18 protein-coding genes and 2 pseudogenes are annotated in these 18,965 nt (G+C 49.8%); 8 read left to right on the top strand and 12 right to left on the bottom strand.

Features of this window, described 5'->3' with window-relative positions; all coding sequences use genetic code 11:
- The first annotated feature begins 338 nt into the window (after positions 1-338).
- Complete coding sequence (gene ompC, locus ABGB15_RS10125) at positions 339-1,448, top strand: porin OmpC (protein WP_215722137.1); 1,110 nt, start codon at positions 339-341, stop codon at positions 1,446-1,448.
- A 137-nt stretch (positions 1,449-1,585) separates the two neighbouring features.
- Positions 1,586-1,798 carry a KTSC domain-containing protein gene (locus ABGB15_RS10120; RefSeq protein ID WP_215722138.1) on the top strand — a complete coding sequence of 71 codons (213 nt, stop codon included), beginning with the start codon at positions 1,586-1,588 and terminating at the stop codon, positions 1,796-1,798.
- 9 nt (positions 1,799-1,807) lie between these two features.
- Here the strand turns inward: ABGB15_RS10120 and ABGB15_RS10115 are convergent, their stop codons facing one another.
- Positions 1,808-2,224: a GFA family protein gene (locus ABGB15_RS10115; RefSeq protein WP_215722139.1), complete on the bottom strand. Its 417-nt coding sequence runs from the start codon at positions 2,222-2,224 to the stop codon at positions 1,808-1,810.
- Positions 2,225-2,227: 3 nt separating this feature from the next.
- Positions 2,228-2,425, bottom strand: a complete 198-nt coding sequence (locus tag ABGB15_RS10110) for a hypothetical protein (protein ID WP_152081218.1) — start codon at positions 2,423-2,425, stop codon at positions 2,228-2,230.
- A gap of 154 nt (positions 2,426-2,579) precedes the next feature.
- On the opposite strand from ABGB15_RS10110, the gene ttcA reads away from it, so the two are divergent.
- Complete coding sequence (gene ttcA, locus ABGB15_RS10105) at positions 2,580-3,515, top strand: tRNA 2-thiocytidine(32) synthetase TtcA (protein ID WP_215722140.1); 936 nt, start codon at positions 2,580-2,582, stop codon at positions 3,513-3,515.
- Between the two features lie 43 nt (positions 3,516-3,558).
- Here ttcA and dbpA read toward each other — a convergent pair whose 3' ends face one another.
- The 4 genes from dbpA to ABGB15_RS10085 form a co-directional block, all read right to left on the bottom strand.
- Positions 3,559-4,932, bottom strand: a complete 1,374-nt coding sequence (dbpA, locus tag ABGB15_RS10100; RefSeq protein WP_215722141.1) for an ATP-dependent RNA helicase DbpA — start codon at positions 4,930-4,932, stop codon at positions 3,559-3,561.
- Positions 4,933-4,989: 57 nt separating this feature from the next.
- Positions 4,990-5,142, bottom strand: a complete 153-nt coding sequence (locus ABGB15_RS10095) for a hypothetical protein (protein ID WP_167515520.1) — start codon at positions 5,140-5,142, stop codon at positions 4,990-4,992.
- 274 nt (positions 5,143-5,416) lie between these two features.
- Positions 5,417-6,400, bottom strand: a complete 984-nt coding sequence (zntB, locus tag ABGB15_RS10090) for a zinc transporter ZntB (RefSeq protein ID WP_152081221.1) — start codon at positions 6,398-6,400, stop codon at positions 5,417-5,419.
- A 108-nt stretch (positions 6,401-6,508) separates the two neighbouring features.
- Complete coding sequence (locus ABGB15_RS10085; protein ID WP_215722142.1) at positions 6,509-7,663, bottom strand: methyl-accepting chemotaxis protein; 1,155 nt, start codon at positions 7,661-7,663, stop codon at positions 6,509-6,511.
- 458 nt (positions 7,664-8,121) lie between these two features.
- On the opposite strand from ABGB15_RS10085, the gene ABGB15_RS10080 reads away from it, so the two are divergent.
- The 3 genes from ABGB15_RS10080 (at position 8,122) to ABGB15_RS10070 (ending at position 11,790) form a co-directional block, all read left to right on the top strand.
- Complete coding sequence (locus ABGB15_RS10080; protein ID WP_215722143.1) at positions 8,122-10,251, top strand: bifunctional diguanylate cyclase/phosphodiesterase; 2,130 nt, start codon at positions 8,122-8,124, stop codon at positions 10,249-10,251.
- A 91-nt stretch (positions 10,252-10,342) separates the two neighbouring features.
- On the top strand, positions 10,343-11,575 hold the full coding sequence (locus ABGB15_RS10075) for a sensor domain-containing diguanylate cyclase (protein WP_215722144.1): 1,233 nt from the start codon (positions 10,343-10,345) through the stop codon (positions 11,573-11,575).
- A 74-nt stretch (positions 11,576-11,649) separates the two neighbouring features.
- On the top strand, positions 11,650-11,790 hold the full coding sequence (locus ABGB15_RS10070) for an Ecr family regulatory small membrane protein (protein WP_215722401.1): 141 nt from the start codon (positions 11,650-11,652) through the stop codon (positions 11,788-11,790).
- An 88-nt stretch (positions 11,791-11,878) separates the two neighbouring features.
- Here the strand turns inward: ABGB15_RS10070 and ABGB15_RS10065 are convergent, their stop codons facing one another.
- From ABGB15_RS10065 to ABGB15_RS10045, 5 genes and pseudogenes are all read right to left on the bottom strand, one after another.
- Positions 11,879-12,358, bottom strand: coding sequence for a hypothetical protein (locus ABGB15_RS10065; RefSeq protein WP_215722145.1), 480 nt, complete (start codon positions 12,356-12,358; stop codon positions 11,879-11,881).
- Positions 12,359-12,416: 58 nt separating this feature from the next.
- Positions 12,417-12,959, bottom strand: a pseudogene (locus ABGB15_RS10060) (VasL domain-containing protein); the annotation flags it as partial.
- Positions 12,952-13,650, bottom strand: a pseudogene (locus ABGB15_RS10055) (type VI secretion system contractile sheath large subunit); the annotation flags it as partial. The pseudogenes ABGB15_RS10060 and ABGB15_RS10055, both read right to left, overlap by 8 nt.
- Positions 13,651-13,684: 34 nt before the next feature.
- Complete coding sequence (tssB, locus tag ABGB15_RS10050) at positions 13,685-14,176, bottom strand: type VI secretion system contractile sheath small subunit (protein WP_152081245.1); 492 nt, start codon at positions 14,174-14,176, stop codon at positions 13,685-13,687.
- A gap of 680 nt (positions 14,177-14,856) precedes the next feature.
- Positions 14,857-16,473: an ABC transporter substrate-binding protein gene (locus ABGB15_RS10045; RefSeq protein WP_369064174.1), complete on the bottom strand. Its 1,617-nt coding sequence runs from the start codon at positions 16,471-16,473 to the stop codon at positions 14,857-14,859.
- A 184-nt stretch (positions 16,474-16,657) separates the two neighbouring features.
- Here ABGB15_RS10045 and mpaA point away from each other — a divergent pair, with 184 nt between their 5' ends.
- A complete protein-coding gene (gene mpaA / locus ABGB15_RS10040) occupies positions 16,658-17,365 on the top strand; it encodes a murein tripeptide amidase MpaA (protein WP_152081247.1) in 708 nt (235 codons plus the stop codon).
- Here mpaA and ycjG read toward each other — a convergent pair.
- Complete coding sequence (gene ycjG, locus ABGB15_RS10035; protein WP_152081248.1) at positions 17,362-18,327, bottom strand: L-Ala-D/L-Glu epimerase; 966 nt, start codon at positions 18,325-18,327, stop codon at positions 17,362-17,364. The genes mpaA and ycjG overlap by 4 nt on opposite strands.
- A 106-nt stretch (positions 18,328-18,433) precedes the next feature.
- On the opposite strand from ycjG, the gene tpx reads away from it, so the two are divergent.
- Entirely contained in the window at positions 18,434-18,940 is a 507-nt protein-coding gene (gene tpx / locus ABGB15_RS10030) for a thiol peroxidase (protein ID WP_152081249.1), read from the top strand.
- Positions 18,941-18,965: the final 25 nt, after the last annotated feature.

The following is an 18,965-nucleotide window of genomic DNA, read 5'->3' as shown; positions in this document are numbered from 1 at the left end:
GTATTCACATCGGGCTAATCCAGATTATCAATGAATATCAATTAACAAAGTAAATCATATTCACGCGAATTATGGATGAAGAAATCTTAAAGGCATATAACAGCGCAAAGGTTACCTGTTTTGGCGCGGAATTAATAATTTTTATTTCATATAATTCTCAATAAAACATTCACCCTATCAATCATCATTTCCTGCGTATAATCCGGTTTAGATTTTACTTAATTCGTAACAATTATATTTTATTACTCTTTAGCGAGAGTGATTTAGCATGGGACATCTTTCCACACTGGAAAGTTCACGTAGTTAATAAATAAAAACAATTGCAAAGGAATAAACAAATGCAAAGAAAAGTACTGGCAATGGTTATCCCCGCTCTGTTAATGGCTGGCGCAGCACATGCAGCTGAAATTTATAACAAGGATGGCAACAAACTGGATCTGTACGGAAAAGTAGATGGTCTGCACTACTTCTCTGATGATAAAGGTGCCGATGGCGATCAGACTTATATGCGTCTGGGCTTCAAAGGTGAAACCCAGATCAATGACATGATGACCGGTTACGCACAGTGGGAATACAACATTCAGGCCAACAACACCGAAGGCTCTGAAAACCAGTCCTGGACGCGTCTGGCGTTTGCCGGGGTGAAAGTAGGCGACTACGGTTCATTTGATTACGGTCGTAACTACGGCGTACTGTACGACGTTGAAGGCTGGACCGATATGCTGCCTGAGTTCGGTGGCGACTCCTACAGCAAAGCCGATAACTTTATGACCAACCGTGCAAACGGCGTGGCAACCTACCGCAATACTGATTTCTATGGTCTGGTGCAGGGTCTGAACTTTGCGCTGCAGTACCAGGGTAATAACGAAGAGGCGAACAACAACCAGGAAGGGACGAACAACAGTCGTGACACTCGCCACGAGAACGGTGACGGCTTCGGTATCTCTACCACCTACGATTTCGGTATGGGCTTCAGCGCGGGTGCCGCGTATGCCTCTTCTGACCGTACCAATGACCAGGTCACCAACACTACCGCAGGCGGCGACAAAGCGGATGCCTGGACTGCTGGTCTGAAATACGACGCCAATAATATTTATCTGGCAGCAATGTATTCAGAAACCCGCAATATGACGCCATACGGTAATAATGAGAATGCCGTTGCAAACAAAACCCAGAACTTTGAAGTTACCGCGCAATACCAGTTCGATTTCGGTCTGCGTCCGGCGATTTCTTACCTGCAGTCAAAAGGTAAAGACCTGGGCAAAGGCCAGGACGATCAGGATCTGGTTAAATATGCTGACGTTGGCGCAACTTACTATTTCAACAAAAACATGTCCACCTATGTTGATTATAAAATCAACCTGCTGGACGAAGACGACCAGTTCTACAAAAACAATGGCATCGGTACTGATGATATTGTAGCGTTAGGTCTGGTTTATCAGTTCTGATTTGCATAGCCCGCATATTTTTGCGGGCTAACTCTTTTTATACTTTACACCGCACACGTCATAATACTTTCAACTTGCACAATTGAACCCTCCTGTAAGATGATTACCTTCTGTCACAAGCGGTAAGGGGCATCGCCATGGTTCATCATCCTGTCAAATCTTCACGTATTACCTCCATCGCCTATGATGAACAAAGCGCCACGCTTGAGGTTCGCTTTCGCGACCGTACCACGTTGCAGTATCAGCGCGTTCCGGCCCGCATATTTTCTGATTTTTTGAGTGTCGTCTCAAAAGGCCGCTTCTATGATGGTGTCGTGAAGGGCAAGTTTAAGGAGATCAGGGTGCGGTGACGTCATCCGTTAACCCCCCTTTTCTTTACGAAATGAAAGATAGCCCAACACGCCACTGTCCCCGTCCATGGGGTGGTTAACGCCATCCATCACCACCACGTCAGCAAAATCGAAGGGTGAGACATTTTCGAAACACGCGACGTTGACACCATACTGATTTGGGTTGGAACGTCTCTGATGAAATGTATAAATACCGCAGACCGAGCAGAAAAAGTGCCGCGCAGTACCCGTGTTAAAACGATACTCGGTGAGTTTATCTTCGCCTTTCGTGACGATGATCCCCGACAACGGTGCAGAGACCGCAATGGCTCCGCGCATCCGACAATAAGAACAGCTACAGCGACGCGCGGTATTAAAACCGTCCGTCAGCTCCACGGTGAACGTCACCGCCCCACAATGACATTGCGCATTACGTTTTTCTGCCATCGTTCATACCCCTTTTCTCACCAGTTCAGCCGCTTTAACAAAAACCTCATCCTCGATGCCATCGCCTTTCTGCCTCCCGAGTCTGACCAGTTCAGCAACAATACTTTCACGACTGATGTGCTTCTGTGCAGAGACCAGCCCGATGACCGCAGCACCAATCGCCAGCCCCACTAATCCTGTTTGTTCGTCTTTATTCTTCATGTTAATGCTCCCTCATACCCCTAAAAAGATTAGCAGGAGTACTGTAAAACGTGCTGGTATTCGCCGCCGCAATCCGTACCATAATGCGAAGTTGGTGCCTTGATGGTCATTCTTGCCCTGCCGGTGCCCCATTTGAGATTTGAGTAAATTATAAATGTCGCAAAATCAAGAGATTAACAAGAAAGAACAATACAACCTGAATAAACTGCAAAAGCGACTTCGCCGTAACGTGGGTGAAGCCATTGCAGATTTTAATATGATTGAAGAAGGCGATCGCATCATGGTTTGCCTGTCAGGTGGTAAAGACAGCTATACCATGCTGGAGATCCTGCGCAACCTTCAGCAAAGCGCACCGGTGAACTTTTCTCTGGTGGCGGTCAACCTCGACCAGAAACAACCGGGTTTCCCTGAGCATATTCTGCCGGAGTACCTGGAAAAGCTGGGCGTCGAGTACAAAATCGTAGAAGAGAATACCTACGGTATCGTGAAAGAGAAGATCCCGGAGGGGAAAACCACCTGCTCACTCTGCTCTCGCCTGCGCCGTGGCATTCTGTATCGTACCGCAACTGAACTGGGTGCAACCAAAATTGCACTCGGTCACCACCGTGACGACATCCTGCAAACGCTGTTTCTGAATATGTTCTACGGCGGAAAAATGAAGGGAATGCCACCGAAGCTCATGAGCGACGATGGCAAACATATCGTCATCCGCCCACTGGCCTACTGCCGCGAAAAAGACATTGAGCGTTTTTCTCAGGCCAAAGCATTCCCGATCATCCCATGTAACCTGTGTGGCTCACAGCCAAACCTGCAACGTCAGGTGATCGGCGACATGCTGCGTGACTGGGATAAACGCTATCCGGGCCGGATCGAAACAATGTTCAGTGCGATGCAGAACGTTGTACCTTCACATCTGGCGGATGTTGAGCTGTTCGACTTTAAAGGCATCAACCACGATTCTGAAGTGGTGAATGGCGGCGATCTGGCATTTGACCGTGAAGAGATCCCAATGCAGCCAGCAGGCTGGCAGCCGGAAGAAGAAGACGCACAATTCGATGAGCTGCGTCTGAATGTCGTCGAAGTGAAGTAAATTTTAGCGTCTCAGAACCTGTTTCTGAGACGCGTTTTTATGCCTACTTCAGAAGCCGAACCCGGCAGGTCTTCCCTTTAATTTTACCATTCTGCAGTTGCTTCCAGGCTTTATGCGCAACCGACTGGCGGACCGCCACATAGACATGTGAAGGGTGAACCGCAATTTTTCCGATATCGGCTCCATCCAGACCAATATCCCCGGTCAACGCCCCCAGTACATCGCCCGGACGCATTTTGGCTTTTTTACCACCGTCGATACAGAGCGTGACCATCTCAGCGTCCAGCGGAACGATGCTGACATTGCCGGGTGCATTCACCCAGTTCAGCTTGAGTTGCAGCATCTCAGAGAGAATATTGGCACGCTGCGCCTCTTCCGGCGCACAGAAGCTGATCGCGAGGCCGCTGTTGCCGGCGCGTGCGGTACGCCCAATACGGTGGACGTGTACTTCCGGGTCCCAGGCCAGCTCGAAATTAACCACAAGCTCCAGCGATTTGATGTCCAGACCACGCGCGGCGACATCGGTCGCCACCAGCACCCGCGCACTACCGTTGGCAAAACGCACCAGCGTCTGATCGCGATCGCGCTGTTCCAGGTCGCCATGAAGGGATAACGCACTCTGTCCGGCAGCGTTAAGGGCATCGCACACGGACTGACAATCTTTTTTAGTATTGCAGAACACCACACAGGAAGCGGGCTGGTGCTGGCTTAATAACTTTTGCAGCAACGGGATTTTGCCCTGCTGCGACGTTTCAAAAAACTGTTGTTCAATAGCGGGCAACGCGTCTACGGTGTCAATTTCAATCGTCAGCGGATTGCGCTGAACGCGACCGCTGATAGCCGCAATCGCTTCAGGCCAGGTTGCAGAGAACAGCAGCGTCTGGCGATTAGCCGGAGCGAAGCGGATAACCTCATCAATGGCGTCGCTAAAGCCCATATCGAGCATGCGGTCGGCTTCGTCCATCACCAGCGTTTGCAGAGCATCGAGTGAAACCGTGCCTTTTTGCAGGTGATCAAGCAAACGGCCAGGCGTTGCCACGATAATGTGCGGTGCATGCTGCAAAGAGTCGCGCTGCGCGCCAAACGGTTGCCCACCACACAGAGTTAAAATTTTCGTGTTTGGCAGAAAACGCGCCAGTCGACGCAATTCGCCCGCAACCTGATCGGCCAGTTCGCGCGTCGGACACAGGATCAGAGACTGCGTCTGAAACAGTGTGGCATCAATATGCTGCAACAAACCAAGACCAAATGCGGCCGTTTTCCCACTGCCGGTTTTTGCCTGCACGCGCACATCACGGCCTTCAAGAATAGCGGGCAGCGCTGCCGCCTGGACAGGTGTCATGGTGAGGTAACCCAGCTCATTAAGGTTATCGAGCTGGGCGGCGGGCAGAACGTTCAGGGTAGAAAAAGCGGTCACAATATACTCTCGTGGTCATTAACGCAGTCAGATGGCGCGTATCCTCGCAGATCTCCGCTAACGATGCGACAATTTAATCGGCTCTTCATCTGGCGGCGGGTCCGGCATCGGCTGCGGACGGGGGATTGGGTCTGGCACCGGTGTCGGATCGGTTGGCACCGGGTCGGACTGGCGTGTGTTAAGGTATTGCAGCGTCAGTAGCAGGCTCATCTTCTCCTCCAGGTTTTTTGTGTGGACTCTTTTAGGGTAGACGCTGAGAAACCGGAGGCAAAAAAAAGCCGACTATTTAGTCGGCGTCGTACGAATCAATTGTGCTATGCAGTAATTCAAAAAAGGAAGTAAGACAATATGGAGCGCAACGCCCATCGCTTGACGTTGCATTCACCTGCGGGAGTAATATTGCACCTTACGGGGTAGATGTTTATTGACTTCGCTCAATTAAAATCATGTTTTGATGCACAGAACGCGTCAAAAAAACGTAAATTTACAGCCATTTACTACGATGCAACCACCACGCAACACCCCCAATCAAAACCACTAACATGACGCAAAAAGCAGTGAAACCATAATGGTATTCCCCGCCAGGTATTCCCCCCAGATTTACGCCAAACAGACCGGTTAAAAATGTACTGGGTAAAAATACCATTGCCATCAGCGACATCGTATACGTTCTTCTGGCCAGCGACTCCTGCATCACCTGCGCGATTTCATCCGCCATTACTGCCGTTCTGGCAATACAGGAATCTATCTCATCAAGGCCACGTCCGAGCCTGTCGGCAATATCCTGCATTCTGCGACGCTGATCATCGTTCATCCAGCTCAGGCGTTCGCTGGCCAGCCGCGCATACACATCCCGCTGTGGAGTCATATAACGACGCATCACAATTAACTGTTTACGCAACAACGCCAGAAAACCGCGAGGCGGGATCTGCTGATCGAGCAAATTATCTTCGAGATCAATAATTTTATCGTGCAACTCTTCAATAAACTCACTGGCGTGATCGGTCAGAGCATCACAGACATCCACCAGCCAGCTTCCGCAATCCGTCGGGCCGGTGCCCTCTTTCAAATCATTCACCACGTCATCAAGCGCCAGCACCTTACGCTGACGTGTGGAGACAATCATGCGTTCATCCATATAGAGACGCATCGCAACCAACTGGTCCGGGCGTTCATCCGTGCTGCCGTTAATGCAGCGCAGCGTAATCAGCGTACCCTCACCCATTCTGCTGACTCTTGGCCGCAGGCTTTCACCCGCCAGCGCATCGCGAATGTTGTTAGGCAATAGCGGGGTCGTTGCCAGCCACTGGGCGCTATCCGGATGCGTATAGTTCAGATGCAGCCAGCAGGGATGTTCACGGTCAATGTCATCATTATCTTCCAGCGGCCGTGCGCCACCCCGGCCGTCAAATACCCACGCAAAAACCGCGTCAGGAACGTTAATTTCAGACCCTTTAATGCTCTCCACAACGCCTCCACCTTTTTATTGCTTTCGCTGTCAGTCTAGCTTTCGTCCAGGGTTAAGCAATAAATATGTAGGGCATCACGCTGAATTAGCTCAGGAATTGTACACAGGTTAATGTGAATGTCCTGGCCGCGGTGAAAACAGCGGTGGCCGGTGTGTCTGCGGCGAGGCATCGCCAGGCTGGTAGCCATTATCCAGCCGGAAATTTCGGGTCCGGGTTTGCAATTCAATCACCTGATTGCGCAGAACATCGGAGGAGCCGTTAAGTTCTTCCGCCATGGCAACATTGCTCTGGGTCACACGTTCCAGCTCAGATAACGCCTGCGTGATTTGCGAAATCCCTTTTTCCTGCTCTGACGTCGATGCGGAAATATCGTCCATCAGTCTGCTGACATTGCTTGATCCTGCCACTATCTCATGCATGTTTTTTTCAGCTTCCGAGACGACAGTCACGCCCTGTGTCACGTTGTTACTGGTTACATCAATCAGCGCCTTAATGTTTTTTGCCGCCTCAGCGCTGCGGTGCGCAAGGCTCCGGACTTCCCCCGCCACCACTGAAAACCCTTTACCGTGATCTCCGGCTCTGGCCGCTTCGACAGCCGCATTCAGGGCCAGAATATTGGTCTGGAATGCGATGCCATCAATAAGAGTGATAATCTCCGTCATTTGCTGGGCGCATTCGGTAATGGATTGCATATTGTTGGCAACCTGTCCCATCAGCTCGCCCCCTTTACGCGCCTGCAGTGTCGCGGCGTTCGCCTGTTCGCTGGCGAGACGCGTATTATCTGCATTATTTCTCGTGCTCGCCGCCATCTGTTCCATGCTGGCAGCCGTCTGGATCAACGAAGCAGACTGCTGCTCTGTTTTCACGGAAAGTTGCGCGCTGCGAGAAGAAAGTTGCTCAGATAAGGTCATAGCGGTTTGTGACGAAGCCCGGATTTCACGCACCAGCGTTGCGATATTACTTGATAAACTATTAATTCCAGGAATTAAGCGCCCTGCACAGTTATTGCCAAACTCAGGGATCGATACGGCAAGATTACCCGATGTCACTTCTTCAATACTTTTTTTCACAGTATTGATCGGCGTCACAAGATATTTTGTCATGTAGACCCAAAGCATAAATAATGCAACGAATTGTATGATATTCACAGTAATAAAAAGAGGCATACTCCCCGCGAATAACGTCATGGCCCCATCGTTTATCAAAAAAACACATACAAGAAAATAGAAAATGAAAGTTCTGACACTCATATTTCTTAGCATGATTATTCCCACAACTTTATATTTTAGTCGGCATGATCGTTTATAGCACCCACCACGAATTTTGTCCTCACGATCCACGCAGCTTTCTCGCTTTGCAGTTAGATTGTGATGATTTAGCTTAGGATGAGATAAAGCATGGTATTACAGGAAATGTTGAAGCCACCATGCTGCCGGACTGGTTTATACCCTCCTGAAGCGATAACATTTGCTGTGGTAGTACAATATGCTCTCTCTCATATTTAAGGAGTATTGCTGCAAATTCCTTTCTTTGTTTAGCGATGCTTAATCATTTTTCAAAGAGGATATATTTTATACTCTTTGTTAAACGATTATTTTTAATATGAATGGTCATTTTTCACGATCAATTACTAATATTGCCTGAGCGAGCATGTCACAGACAGATACAAGACCTATCCGGAAGACAAACTCCGTAACCTTTATTGGCGTGGGATTGCATAATGCTTAACGTATCGTGGGACCCAGTTTTAATAGCCATCTCTTATCTGGTGGCGTTTATCGCCTCATTTGTAGCATTAGACAGTGCGGGTAAAATCCCGCTATCCAGCCGTAAAACGGCGACATTCTGGCGAATTACGGGTGGCGTAACGCTGGGAATCGGGATCTGGGCGATGCATTTTATTGGCATGCTGTCGATGAAAATGCCGATGATCTTGAGTTATCACCTCTGGCTCACCCTCGCCTCGTTGGGTGTCGCGGTGCTTGCCGCAACGCTGGCGATTAATATCGCCGTCCACGGCAAATCGCTCTCTCCCTTTCGCCTGATCTTTTCTACGCTGATCCTCAGCGCTGGCGTGGTCTCCATGCATTATGTGGGCATGGCCGCATTGATGCCTGAAGGCAGCATCATCTGGGATCGGCAAAAGGTGATGCTGTCAGTGCTCATTGCCATTATCGCCTCTGGCGTCGCACTCTGGCTGGCATTCCACCTGCGGGATAAACGTAAAGGGGTGTTTATCAACCGCATCGCGGCGGCTCTTGTAATGGGAGCAGCCATTTGCGCAATGCATTATACCGGCATGAGTGCCGCTCATTTCCACGAAATGGAACATACCTTACCGGGCGGCATCAGCGAGCAGGGATTATCGATCTGGGTTTCCGTCACGACGTTATCTCTGCTTGGTATCATGCTTATCATTTCGCTGGTGGACTCTCACTGGCGCACCAGTCGGTTAACCGATAATTTGCATCAACTCAACCGACAGCTTGAACTGCAGGCGCGCTTCGATGCGCTTACCGGCCTCGCCAATCGTCATCAGATGGATCTTCGCCTGCAGGATTGTCTGCACAGTGCGTTGCTTAATAAAAAGCAATTTGCGGTTATTTTTCTCGATGTTGATCATTTTAAACGCGTCAATGACACCTGGGGTCACCACGTTGGTGATGAACTGTTGATACACATTGCACAGCGCATTACATCAAGATTAACCCATGAGATGACCCTCGCGCGATTGGGTGCCGATGCGTTTATTCTGCTGGCTCCGGAATACGATGACGAAAAGCTGAATATTCTTCTTTCTGGATTGCTGGATGATTTACGCCGACCGCTCTCAATTTGTGGGCACGCGTTGAACATCACATGCAGTGCAGGCGTTAGCCTCTTCCCCCTTCATGGTGAAACGCTGCATGAGCTCAAACTTAAAGCAGATGCGGCCATGCATCATGTTAAGCTGGAAGGCCGTAATGGCTGGGCTGTTTATCGCCCTGAAATGTCCACCGCAGTGCCTGCTGAGCCAGCCTTTTTACAGGAGCTTTCTCAGGCACTTGAGCGCGATCAATTTGAACTGTGGTATCAGCCAACCTATCTTGCTGAACAGAATACCATTCATGGGTTTGAAGCACTGCTGCGCTGGCGTCATCCCGTACAGGGCGTCTTGCTTCCTGGTCTGTTTTTACCTTCACTGGAGCAAACCGGTTTAATCATTTCGGTCGGAAACTGGGCCATTGAGGCTGCATGCCGACAATTAAACTTCTGGACGGAACAAGGTTTCAGCCAGTGGACACTGTCATTCAACCTGTCTCCCGTACAGTTCGAGCAACAGGATATATTCCAGGTCGTCTCTTCGATGCTGCAAAAATATAATCTGGCACCATCCCGGCTGATCCTGGAGGTGACTGAAAGTACGGCTCTTAAAAATCTCGATCGAAGCATCGAATTGCTCAATGCCTTCAACCAGGCTGGGATCACCGTCTCAATAGATGATTTTGGAACCGGTTATTCCAACCTGCTGATGCTGAGCGTCCTTCCTGCCAGAGAACTTAAAATCGACAAAAGTTTTGTATGCTCAATGCTGGAAAATGAAAAAAGCAGAAAATTGGTAGAAACAATAATAAATATTGCCCGGACAATGGAGATGAGTGTCGTCGCAGAAGGTATTGAAACTGAGGAGCAGCAGGCTATGCTGGTGAATCTGGGGTGTGATTATTTACAGGGATTTTTATTCTCTCGTCCGTTGCCTGCCGAACAGGTTCCCTGGCTGTTATTACAAAAGCACTCTGATAAGCAGATTATACCAATCGGTAAAATTCACACGGAACCCACCATTATTTCACAAAAAAATCATGCCTGAAGTGATTAAGTAAGGTATGTTTCAAAGGAGTCCACGCGAGTCAATTCCGTCGTGATCGCAAGTACACCGTGCTGATGTACAGGAATTCCCTATGCCGCAATATTGCTTTGATGCGCTTAACTTCATTAAAACGCCCGTGTGGCTGGTATCCCCGGTTTCGGAAAATATTATATTTGCCAATGCAGCCGCAACAAAGGTGATGCGCGATAAAACCCTGGACGATATGCGCAGTGGTATGTATTCCGCAAAAGCACAAACCCTGCTCACTATGTACGTTCCCGATCTTAAAGCTAATCAGGAAATCGTTGAAATCTGGACGGTATGGCGTGATAAACAGGAAACCACGCTAAGTTGCCGCCTGACGCTTACCTGTGCAGAACCGCATGGAGAAGTGATTGTTTTTGAAGGCCTCTCACCGCAGGTCAACGCAGGGCTTAAGGCCAGTCGTTCAGCTACCTACCAGCGTAAAAAACAGGGATTCTACGCACGCTTTTTCCTTACTAACAGCGCCCCCATGCTGTTGATCGATCCCGCCAGGGACGGTCAAATCGTTGATGCAAATCTTGCCGCGCTTCATTTTTACGGCTACGCCCACGAGGAGATGTGCCGCAAACATACCTGGGAAATTAATACGCTGGGCCGCGATATCCTGCCCGTCATGACTGAAATCGCCAGCCTTCCGGGAGGTCATAAACCGCTTAACTTTGTGCATCGACTTGCCGACGGCACAACGCGTCACGTTCAGACCTATGCCGGACCGATTGAGATCTACGGCGATAAGCTAATGCTGTGCATCATTCATGATATTACGGAACAGAAGCGGCTGGAGCAGGAACTGGAACACGCTGCCTTGCGCGATTCCATGACTGGCCTGTTGAATCGCCGCCAGTTTTACAATATCACTGAACAAATCACCCCCTCGCACCTTCCCGCACAACAGCAGTTTAGCCTGCTGCTGGTAGATACCGATCATTTCAAAGAGATCAATGACATCTTTGGGCACCTCAAGGGTGATGAAGTGCTTATCTCCCTTTCCCGTACTCTGGAAGCCTGCAGCCGCAAAGATGATTTTGTGTTCCGCTGGGGCGGTGAAGAATTTGTGCTCCTGCTGCCACGCACCACGCTTGAGAACGCGATGCAGATTGCGGAAACCATTCGCGTTGCCGTGGCGCATATTACGATCCCCGGCCTGCCTCGTTTCACTGTCAGCATCGGCGTTGCGCGGCATAATCAGGGGGAAAGCATTGATGACCTGTTTAAACGCGTGGATGATGCGCTTTATCGCGCCAAAAATGATGGCCGAAACAAAGTGCTGGCAGCATGAAACTGGAGTAATAAGTGAAGCCTCGCTACAATGCCCACCTAAATGAGACAAACTTCAGGTGGGTAGAGTCTGCGATGGGAAAAACAGAAATAATACTCATCTTAATTATTTTGAGCCTTATCATATTTGGCTTGTGGTTTATCTTCAGTGGCGAAATATGGCTCGTCGTGGAGTATTTTGAAAATAGTCTCTACCCCACAATCGAGGCTCCATAACGTACGTTTATGGCGGTTAGCGAATCAAAAAAATTTATTTCGCCCGTACTCTTTTGGGATTTTTATTTCTGACGAAGGCGGTATACATTCAGGCCAGCCTGTCGACAGCCTGGAAGAAGAGATTTTCCGTCATGAGAATATTCTCTTTTGTGTCCTGATGCTCACGACGGATAAACCAACCCTTTTTCGGTGCCATGCTCAGATAAAACACCTGGCAGATACCGCAGGCCTCAACGCACATCTTCACATAACCCACCTCTCCGTCACGGCAGAGCTGTTCAGGAATAATGCTGACGCTCCGCTCACCATTCTGTAAGCGGATAGTGGTGATGTTATAGCGACATATACCGCTACTGAGGCTGAAGCCGATCGTGCTCAGATCATGGATATGTTTAGTGGCTAAAACTACCTCAATACCCGAATGGGCAAACCACTCGGTAATTTGCTGAGCCAGATCATCCATCCGCTGGCAAAATGCCCGGATTTCGGCTTCAGCTGTTTTTTTACCGGGCGGTATGATCTCAGTGTTTTGCTGTACTTTTTTAAAAAATCGTTCTCTGGCTGACATGTCGTCGTCCCTGTTTTCTCTCAAATCGACGTTTCTGGCGCGATATTTCCTAAACTGATTACTCTTGTTCCGGCATTTTTTGTTTCAGGAGCGCATAGCGGGCAATCAGTTGCTGCAGATGCTGTTCTGCCTGCTTTTGCTGGACTGCGCTCTTAATCTGCTCTTCCGGGATAGCGGATAACTGGCGCAACTGTTCTTCCAGCGGAATGGTACTGTTAAATGACTGCGTCATGGCAAAAACCGCTGATTTCAGTTCACTCACGGTTATGTACTTGCCCTTTTGCTCATCCAGCGCATTAAGCCGGTTTGTCAGCTGCTGCAGTTGCTGCATCCCCTGATACCAGCCATTCAGACTTTCAGGCGAAAGCGCGGTGGCCGTCATCTGCTGTTGCCAACGCTGCGCCAGCGGTTTTGCCTGCTCCGGCCACAGTGTCAGTGCCTGCTGTACCAGACTGTCGCCATAGCTGACTGCCCAGTCCGGTTTTAGCTGAGAAAGCTGTGCTAACTGCTGCTGTGTGTGTTTAATGCCCTCCTCAGGGGAAGGAGACTTCTGTCGAAGCGACTGTAACTGTTCATTTGAAAGTACAGTGGGTATCCTTGATGGCGGCGACGTCTTCCATCGACTCTTTCAGGAAGAATTTCGGGCCAACGGAGCCGATAAACGGCATATGCGCGGCAGCAGAGACTTTGGAGATATTGCGTAACAGCGCAATGTCCTGCGGGCTGGCGTCAAATTCATACGAGGAGATGACCGAACCAATCGGCTCACCGCCAGGGGTGTCATATTCGGCGGTGTAGGTATGCCAGTACAGGCCACTCTGGATCAGTTCCGGTGCGTCTTCAAAATCCTGGCGCAGATCGTCTTTGGAGACGTCCAGGATTTCAGTTTTGACATTCTGGCGGTAATCGGTGTTGTCAACCAGTTGTTTCAGGCCACGCCACAGGGATTCCACTTTCTGGAACGCTTCGTGGTGCATTACCGCATCCAGTTGGCGGCTGATCTGGAAATCCAGTTCCGCGATATGGTGGTCAATCAGCGTTTTGTCGAGCTTATCCACCTGCTGGCCCGATTTGCGGATACAGTCCATAAAGACCTGCATCGCTGCCGTCAGACGTTCACCCGCAGGCGCATCGGACAGTGCGGCATCATCAAGGAAGTCATTAATATCGCCCAGGCTGGAAGCCGGAGTCAGGTTAATTTTCTCAAACAGAGAGGCGTAAACGCTCTCTTTTTCCAGTACGGTATTTTGCCCCTGAGCGGAGGCGTTTTCAGTTTTCACAGACATAAGCATATTCCCGGTTAATCCATTAAAAAACGCGCACCGCTTATTTCGGGGCCAGCGCACTCATTTCGTCGCGTAATTCCTGAGACAGCGCCGGGTCTTTAAGAATTTTCTCAAGTTCTTTTCTGAAAGTGGCGTTATCCAGCAGGTTGGATTTCAGGTCGCGTAATAAATTACGCATGGCCAGCATGGCGCGGAGCTGGGGAATTTGACGGGCGACCTGCTCAGGCTCGAAATCTTTCATATCGGAAAAATGTAACTTAACGCTCTCTTCCGAACCGTCACCCGCCAGGGTATTCTGAACGGTGAGATTCACTTCCGGGTTAAATTCTGAAAGTACGCTGTTGAAGTTATTTTTATTGACGTTGATTTTTTCTCTTTCAGATAATGGGCGGTTTTCTTTGCCATTACTGAAATCACCCACGGTAAGGAGTTTAAGCGGCAGCTCGACTTTTTTCTGTGCGCCCCCTGTGTGCAGACTTAATTTTAAATTGATGCGTGCCTTAGGCACTTCATTCTGGAACGTATCGGCCATAGCTGTCCCTTTCCATTTAAGAAATAATTGTTGAGTGAACGACGCTTCTTTACAAACCCATAGTAGAACAAAAGACCGGTATAGATCAACTTACCAGATCAAAGATCTGCTATAGGAAATTTCTTAAGAATTTTCCACTAAATGTAAACAACGAAGAATGCCAGATAAGCACTCAGGTTACGAAATTTTGACTATTTATTCACAAAAAAGTGGAGCGAATAGCTGTTATCAAGAAAATAAACAGACTTATTGTTTAAGTTTGATCATTACCTGATCCAAATCAATATAATCCGCAAACAGCGATAGCCACTAACGCTAAAATACGGAACGGAATCACGTTGTGCTATCGACTCATTTTGTTACAGGTGACAACAGGGAAATAGTCCAAAACTGGACTTCAGAATGGGTGTTAGTCTTTACGTTAATACAGATAAAACGTCCAGAGGCGTCTCTGGTTAAACAAAATGCATGCCTGCAATCCTGATACAAATGTATTTTTGAAGGGTATTTCTCGTATCAATACTATTCTGCCGGTTGTTTTTTACGAGCAGCATATTAAGGACAATGAATACATCAGAAAATTACAGTTTGCTTTGGCGGGAGGGAGTAAGAAAGATCGGGTGCTTGCCAGCTCTGGATTTAGTGGTGGTTGCCTGGCGTCAGCAGGCAACCGGTATTCATCAGTGCTTCTCAATATACATTGTACGACTATACGCCACATCTTCCGGATTATTAATCGGATACCCTTTCACCCACGGTTTGATCAAACGACCATTGGTGTACTGGTAAATGGGCGCTATCGGTGCTTTTTCAGCAAGGAGCTTCTCAGCCTTGTTATACTCTGCATTTCGCGCCTTCTCGGTGGTTTCAAGTGTTGCCTGGTTGATTATCTTATCGTACACAGGGTCGTTGAACCGGGAGATATTGCCGCTGTGGGTTGACGTCAGCAGTGACAGGAACGTTGATGGCTCATTGTAATCTCCAACCCATGAGGCGCGGATCACGTCAAAACTCCCGGTATTGCGGCTATCAATGTACGTTTTCCACTCCTGGTTCTGCAATTTGACGTCAACGCCCAGATTTTTCTTCCACATGGATGCCACGGCAATGGCAATTTTCTGATGGTTTTCAGAGGTGTTGTAAAGCAACGTCAGCTTCAGCGGACGCTGTGAGCCATAGCCTGCCGCCTGCAATAATGTTTTTGCCTGCGCATTGAGTTCCTGCTGTGACATCTGTTCAAAAGGCGAAGTTTCCGGCGTAAAACCGGCCGTGACGTCCGGCGTAAAATGCCATGCCGGTTTTTCACCGGTTCCTAACACTTTTTCCGCCATAATCCGGCGATCGATGGTCATACTCAGCGCCAGACGTACCCGCGCATCGGCGGTTGGGCCTTTCTGTGTGTTAAATGCGTAGTAATAAGTCCCCAGTTGCGGCGGCGTATACACCTGCCCCGGAATATCTTTTTTCAGCTTCTGGTACAGATTTTTCGGGAATGATTCGGTGATATCAATATCACCCGCAAGATAACGTTTGGTTGCTGAAGACTCCTGATTGATTGGGACAAAAGTCACTTTTTTTAGAACCGTTCTGGCGTTATCCCAGTAATACTCGTTCGGTTCAACAACCAGCTTTTCATTGACCACGCGATCTTTCAGGACATAAGCGCCGTTACCCACCAGGGCACCAGGGCGCGTCCACGCTTTGCCGCTTTCAACGTTGGCCTTCTGTACCGGATAGAATGCAAAGCTAGCCGTCAGGTTACTGAACCACGGTAGCGGCTTATCCAGTTGAACGCGCAATGTTTTAGCATCCACCGCCGTTACGCCAAGCGTATCCGGAGCCGCTTTACCATCGATTATCGCCTGTGCATTCTTAATGCCCGCCAGTGCAGCAAACCAGGCAAAGGGAGAGGTCGTTTTTGGGTCCACCAGACGCTGCCAGCTATAGACAAAATCCTGCGCCGTTACCGGAGTACCATCAGACCATTTGGCATTATCACGCAGGGAGAACGTCCAGACGCGGTTATCACTACTTTGCCAGCGAGTCGCGACACCGGGGATCAACTCCCCTTTTTCGTTTTGGTTCACCAGTCCTTCATAAAGGTCACGGATCACCTGAATTTCCGGTAATCCCACGGCTTTTGCCGGATCAAGCGATGCAGGTTCATCTTTGATATGCCGAACCAGTTCCTGTTTTTGCGCCAGTACCGTTCCCTGTGGCACGTCAGCAGCATAAGAGAATGAAGAGAGTCCGCACAACCACAGCGCAGAGCAAAGCAGCGAAACAGGATGCTTCATGAGATTTCCTTTTAGACGTCAGGTAACGGGCAGATGCGTAATTATTTGTTTCGACAGAGAGAAATGCAAATATCTTCATCCGGAAAGTTGATATCCGGCAATTTTCCGCGCGCACGGAAACTATTTGATTAACCGTGAGTTTTGCACAACACTGCCAGAAGAGATTTCATTATCAGGATCACCTATGACCCTCACCAGACCAAGAACAGAACGTGGCGCTTTTCCACCTGGAACCGAGCATTATGGCCGCTCATTTTTAGGCGCGCCGCTAATATGGTTTCCGGCACCTGAGGCCGATCGTAATAGTGGTTTAATCATTGCAGGCACACACGGCGACGAGAACGCCTCCATCGTGACGCTGTCGTGTGCACTGCGCACCCTCGCTCCCGAGCTACGCCGTCATCACGTTATATTGACCGTCAACCCGGATGGCTGCCAGCTTGGACTACGCGCTAATGCACGTGGTATCGACTTAAACCGGAATTTCCCGGCGGCAAACTGGCGTGCCGGTGAAACGGTGTATCGCTGGAACAGTTCAGCCGAGGAGCGTGACGTTGTCTTATTAACGGGTGAAAAACCAGGCTCAGAACCGGAGACACAGGCGTTGTGCCAGCTTATTCATAAGATCCACCCCGCCTGGGTTGTCTCTTTCCACGATCCACTGGCCTGTATTGAAGATCCCCGCCATACGGCGCTTGGTCAGTGGCTGGCAGAGGCGTTTGCCCTTCCCCTCGTCACCAGCGTTGGCTATGAAACGCCCGGCTCGTTTGGTAGCTGGTGCGCCGACCTGGGTTTACACTGCATCACCGCAGAATTCCCGCCAATATCCTCCGATGAGGCAAGCGAAAAATACCTCAAGGCAATGACAGGGCTCCTGCGGTGGCAGCCTTAAAGGTGAAGCACGCCGGTAGTAAACTTCAGGGCTGGCGAAACGTCTACTGCCAGCCAGGTTGGGCCATCCAGATCGGCAAAACGCACCTTATTCACCAGCGGTAACGCCGCACCGATCGCCCTGGATGTACACAACATACAGCCCAGCATTAAGGCAAATCCCTGCGCTTGCGCTTCCTCAGCCAGGGCCAGGGCTTCAGTTAAGCCACCAGTTTTATCGAGTTTAATATTCACCATCTCATAGCGACCTTTCAGCGCGGGAAGGCTCTCACGCGTGTGGCAACTTTCATCCGCACAGATGGGCAAAGGATGAATAAAATTCGCCAGTGCAGCATCTTCATTTGCCGGCAACGGCTGTTCCAGCATGGCGACACCCAGATCGGCCAGTAGCTGGCATCGCGCTGCCAGTCCTTCGCTATGCCATGACTCGTTGGCATCGACAATCAGAGTAGCCTCCGGCACCGCCGCACGAATGGCGACCATCCGTTCACTGATTAAACGATCGTCAAGTTTTACCTTCAGCAGCGTCGCACCAGAATCGGCCAGCGCTTTCGCACTCGCCGCCATCTGTTCAGGCTCGCCAATCACCACCGTTTGCGCCGTGACTACCGAATCCGGAAGCGTAACACCCTGCACAGACGGAATGGATTGCTGGTGCTGAACGGCTTCCAGGCTCCAGAGTGCACAGTCGATAGCATTACGGGCTGCACCGGCAGGTAATCGCCGCTGAAGCGACTCACGCGTGAGGCCGGTTTGCAGATCTGGCACCAGCGTCATGATTTGCGCCATCACTGAGGCAAGGCTCTCACCGTAACGGGGATACGGCGTACATTCCCCCACGCCCTTTACGCCGTCTTCTTCTATTTCGACCACCACCACGCAGGCTTCGCTTCGGCTGCCGCGGGAGATCACAAACGGGGTATGCAATGGCCAGGCTTCTTCATAGACCTTAACACTTCTCATCACTGACTCCTTGCGGCCCGGTAAGGCAAAAAATTGGTTTGCCGTGTTATCTGCTGTTGGCATACACTAGCCACGACGTTAACTATTTGTAAACAGGAAGATATCTATGTCACAACTCGTTCATTTCCAGGGCAACCCGGTTGCTGTTGCAGGTTCCATTCCGCAGTCTGGTAGCAAAGCACAGCCTTTCACTCTGGTGGCTAAAGATCTGTCTGACGTCACGTTGAGCCAGTTTGCTGGCAAACGCAAAGTCCTGAACATTTTCCCAAGCATCGATACCGGCGTTTGCGCCGCGTCCGTGCGCAAATTCAACCAGCTGGCGACTGAAATGGACAACACCGTTGTATTGTGCATTTCTGCTGACCTGCCGTTTGCCCAGTCTCGTTTCTGCGGTGCAGAAGGTCTGAGCAATGTCATCACCCTTTCCACGTTGCGCAGCCCGGATTTCCTTGAGAAATACGGTGTTAGCATTGCAGAAGGCCCCCTGAAAGGCCTGGCGGCGCGTGCAGTTCTGGTCATCGATGAAAACGACAACGTCGTGTTCAGCGAGCTGGTAAATGAAATTACCACCGAGCCGGATTACACCGCGGCGCTCAGCGTGCTGAAAGCGTAAACATAAAAAAGCCTCTTTGCAGAGG

Source organism: Enterobacter sp. MALB-1 (assembly GCF_041021625.1).
GTDB classification, from domain to species: domain Bacteria; phylum Pseudomonadota; class Gammaproteobacteria; order Enterobacterales; family Enterobacteriaceae; genus Enterobacter; species Enterobacter oligotrophicus.
Note: the sequence above shows the minus strand (reverse complement) of the source record. Positions and strands in the feature narration are given on the sequence as shown.

What these genes read in the sequence shown, in the direction of transcription:
- ompC (WP_215722137.1), top strand. Translation starts at nt 339, where the DNA reads ATGCAAAGAAAAGTACTGGCAATGGTTATCCCCGCTCTGTTAATGGCT.
- ABGB15_RS10120 (WP_215722138.1), top strand. Translation starts at nt 1,586, where the DNA reads ATGGTTCATCATCCTGTCAAATCTTCACGTATTACCTCCATCGCCTAT.
- ABGB15_RS10115 (WP_215722139.1), bottom strand. Translation starts at nt 2,224, where the DNA reads ATGGCAGAAAAACGTAATGCGCAATGTCATTGTGGGGCGGTGACGTTC.
- ABGB15_RS10110 (WP_152081218.1), bottom strand. Translation starts at nt 2,425, where the DNA reads ATGAAGAATAAAGACGAACAAACAGGATTAGTGGGGCTGGCGATTGGT.
- ttcA (WP_215722140.1), top strand. Translation starts at nt 2,580, where the DNA reads ATGTCGCAAAATCAAGAGATTAACAAGAAAGAACAATACAACCTGAAT.
- ABGB15_RS10095 (WP_167515520.1), bottom strand. Translation starts at nt 5,142, where the DNA reads ATGAGCCTGCTACTGACGCTGCAATACCTTAACACACGCCAGTCCGAC.
- ABGB15_RS10085 (WP_215722142.1), bottom strand. Translation starts at nt 7,663, where the DNA reads ATGCTAAGAAATATGAGTGTCAGAACTTTCATTTTCTATTTTCTTGTA.
- ABGB15_RS10080 (WP_215722143.1), top strand. Translation starts at nt 8,122, where the DNA reads ATGCTTAACGTATCGTGGGACCCAGTTTTAATAGCCATCTCTTATCTG.
- ABGB15_RS10075 (WP_215722144.1), top strand. Translation starts at nt 10,343, where the DNA reads ATGCCGCAATATTGCTTTGATGCGCTTAACTTCATTAAAACGCCCGTG.
- ABGB15_RS10070 (WP_215722401.1), top strand. Translation starts at nt 11,650, where the DNA reads ATGGGAAAAACAGAAATAATACTCATCTTAATTATTTTGAGCCTTATC.
- ABGB15_RS10065 (WP_215722145.1), bottom strand. Translation starts at nt 12,358, where the DNA reads ATGTCAGCCAGAGAACGATTTTTTAAAAAAGTACAGCAAAACACTGAG.
- tssB (WP_152081245.1), bottom strand. Translation starts at nt 14,176, where the DNA reads ATGGCCGATACGTTCCAGAATGAAGTGCCTAAGGCACGCATCAATTTA.
- ABGB15_RS10045 (WP_369064174.1), bottom strand. Translation starts at nt 16,473, where the DNA reads ATGAAGCATCCTGTTTCGCTGCTTTGCTCTGCGCTGTGGTTGTGCGGA.
- mpaA (WP_152081247.1), top strand. Translation starts at nt 16,658, where the DNA reads ATGACCCTCACCAGACCAAGAACAGAACGTGGCGCTTTTCCACCTGGA.
- ycjG (WP_152081248.1), bottom strand. Translation starts at nt 18,327, where the DNA reads ATGAGAAGTGTTAAGGTCTATGAAGAAGCCTGGCCATTGCATACCCCG.
- tpx (WP_152081249.1), top strand. Translation starts at nt 18,434, where the DNA reads ATGTCACAACTCGTTCATTTCCAGGGCAACCCGGTTGCTGTTGCAGGT.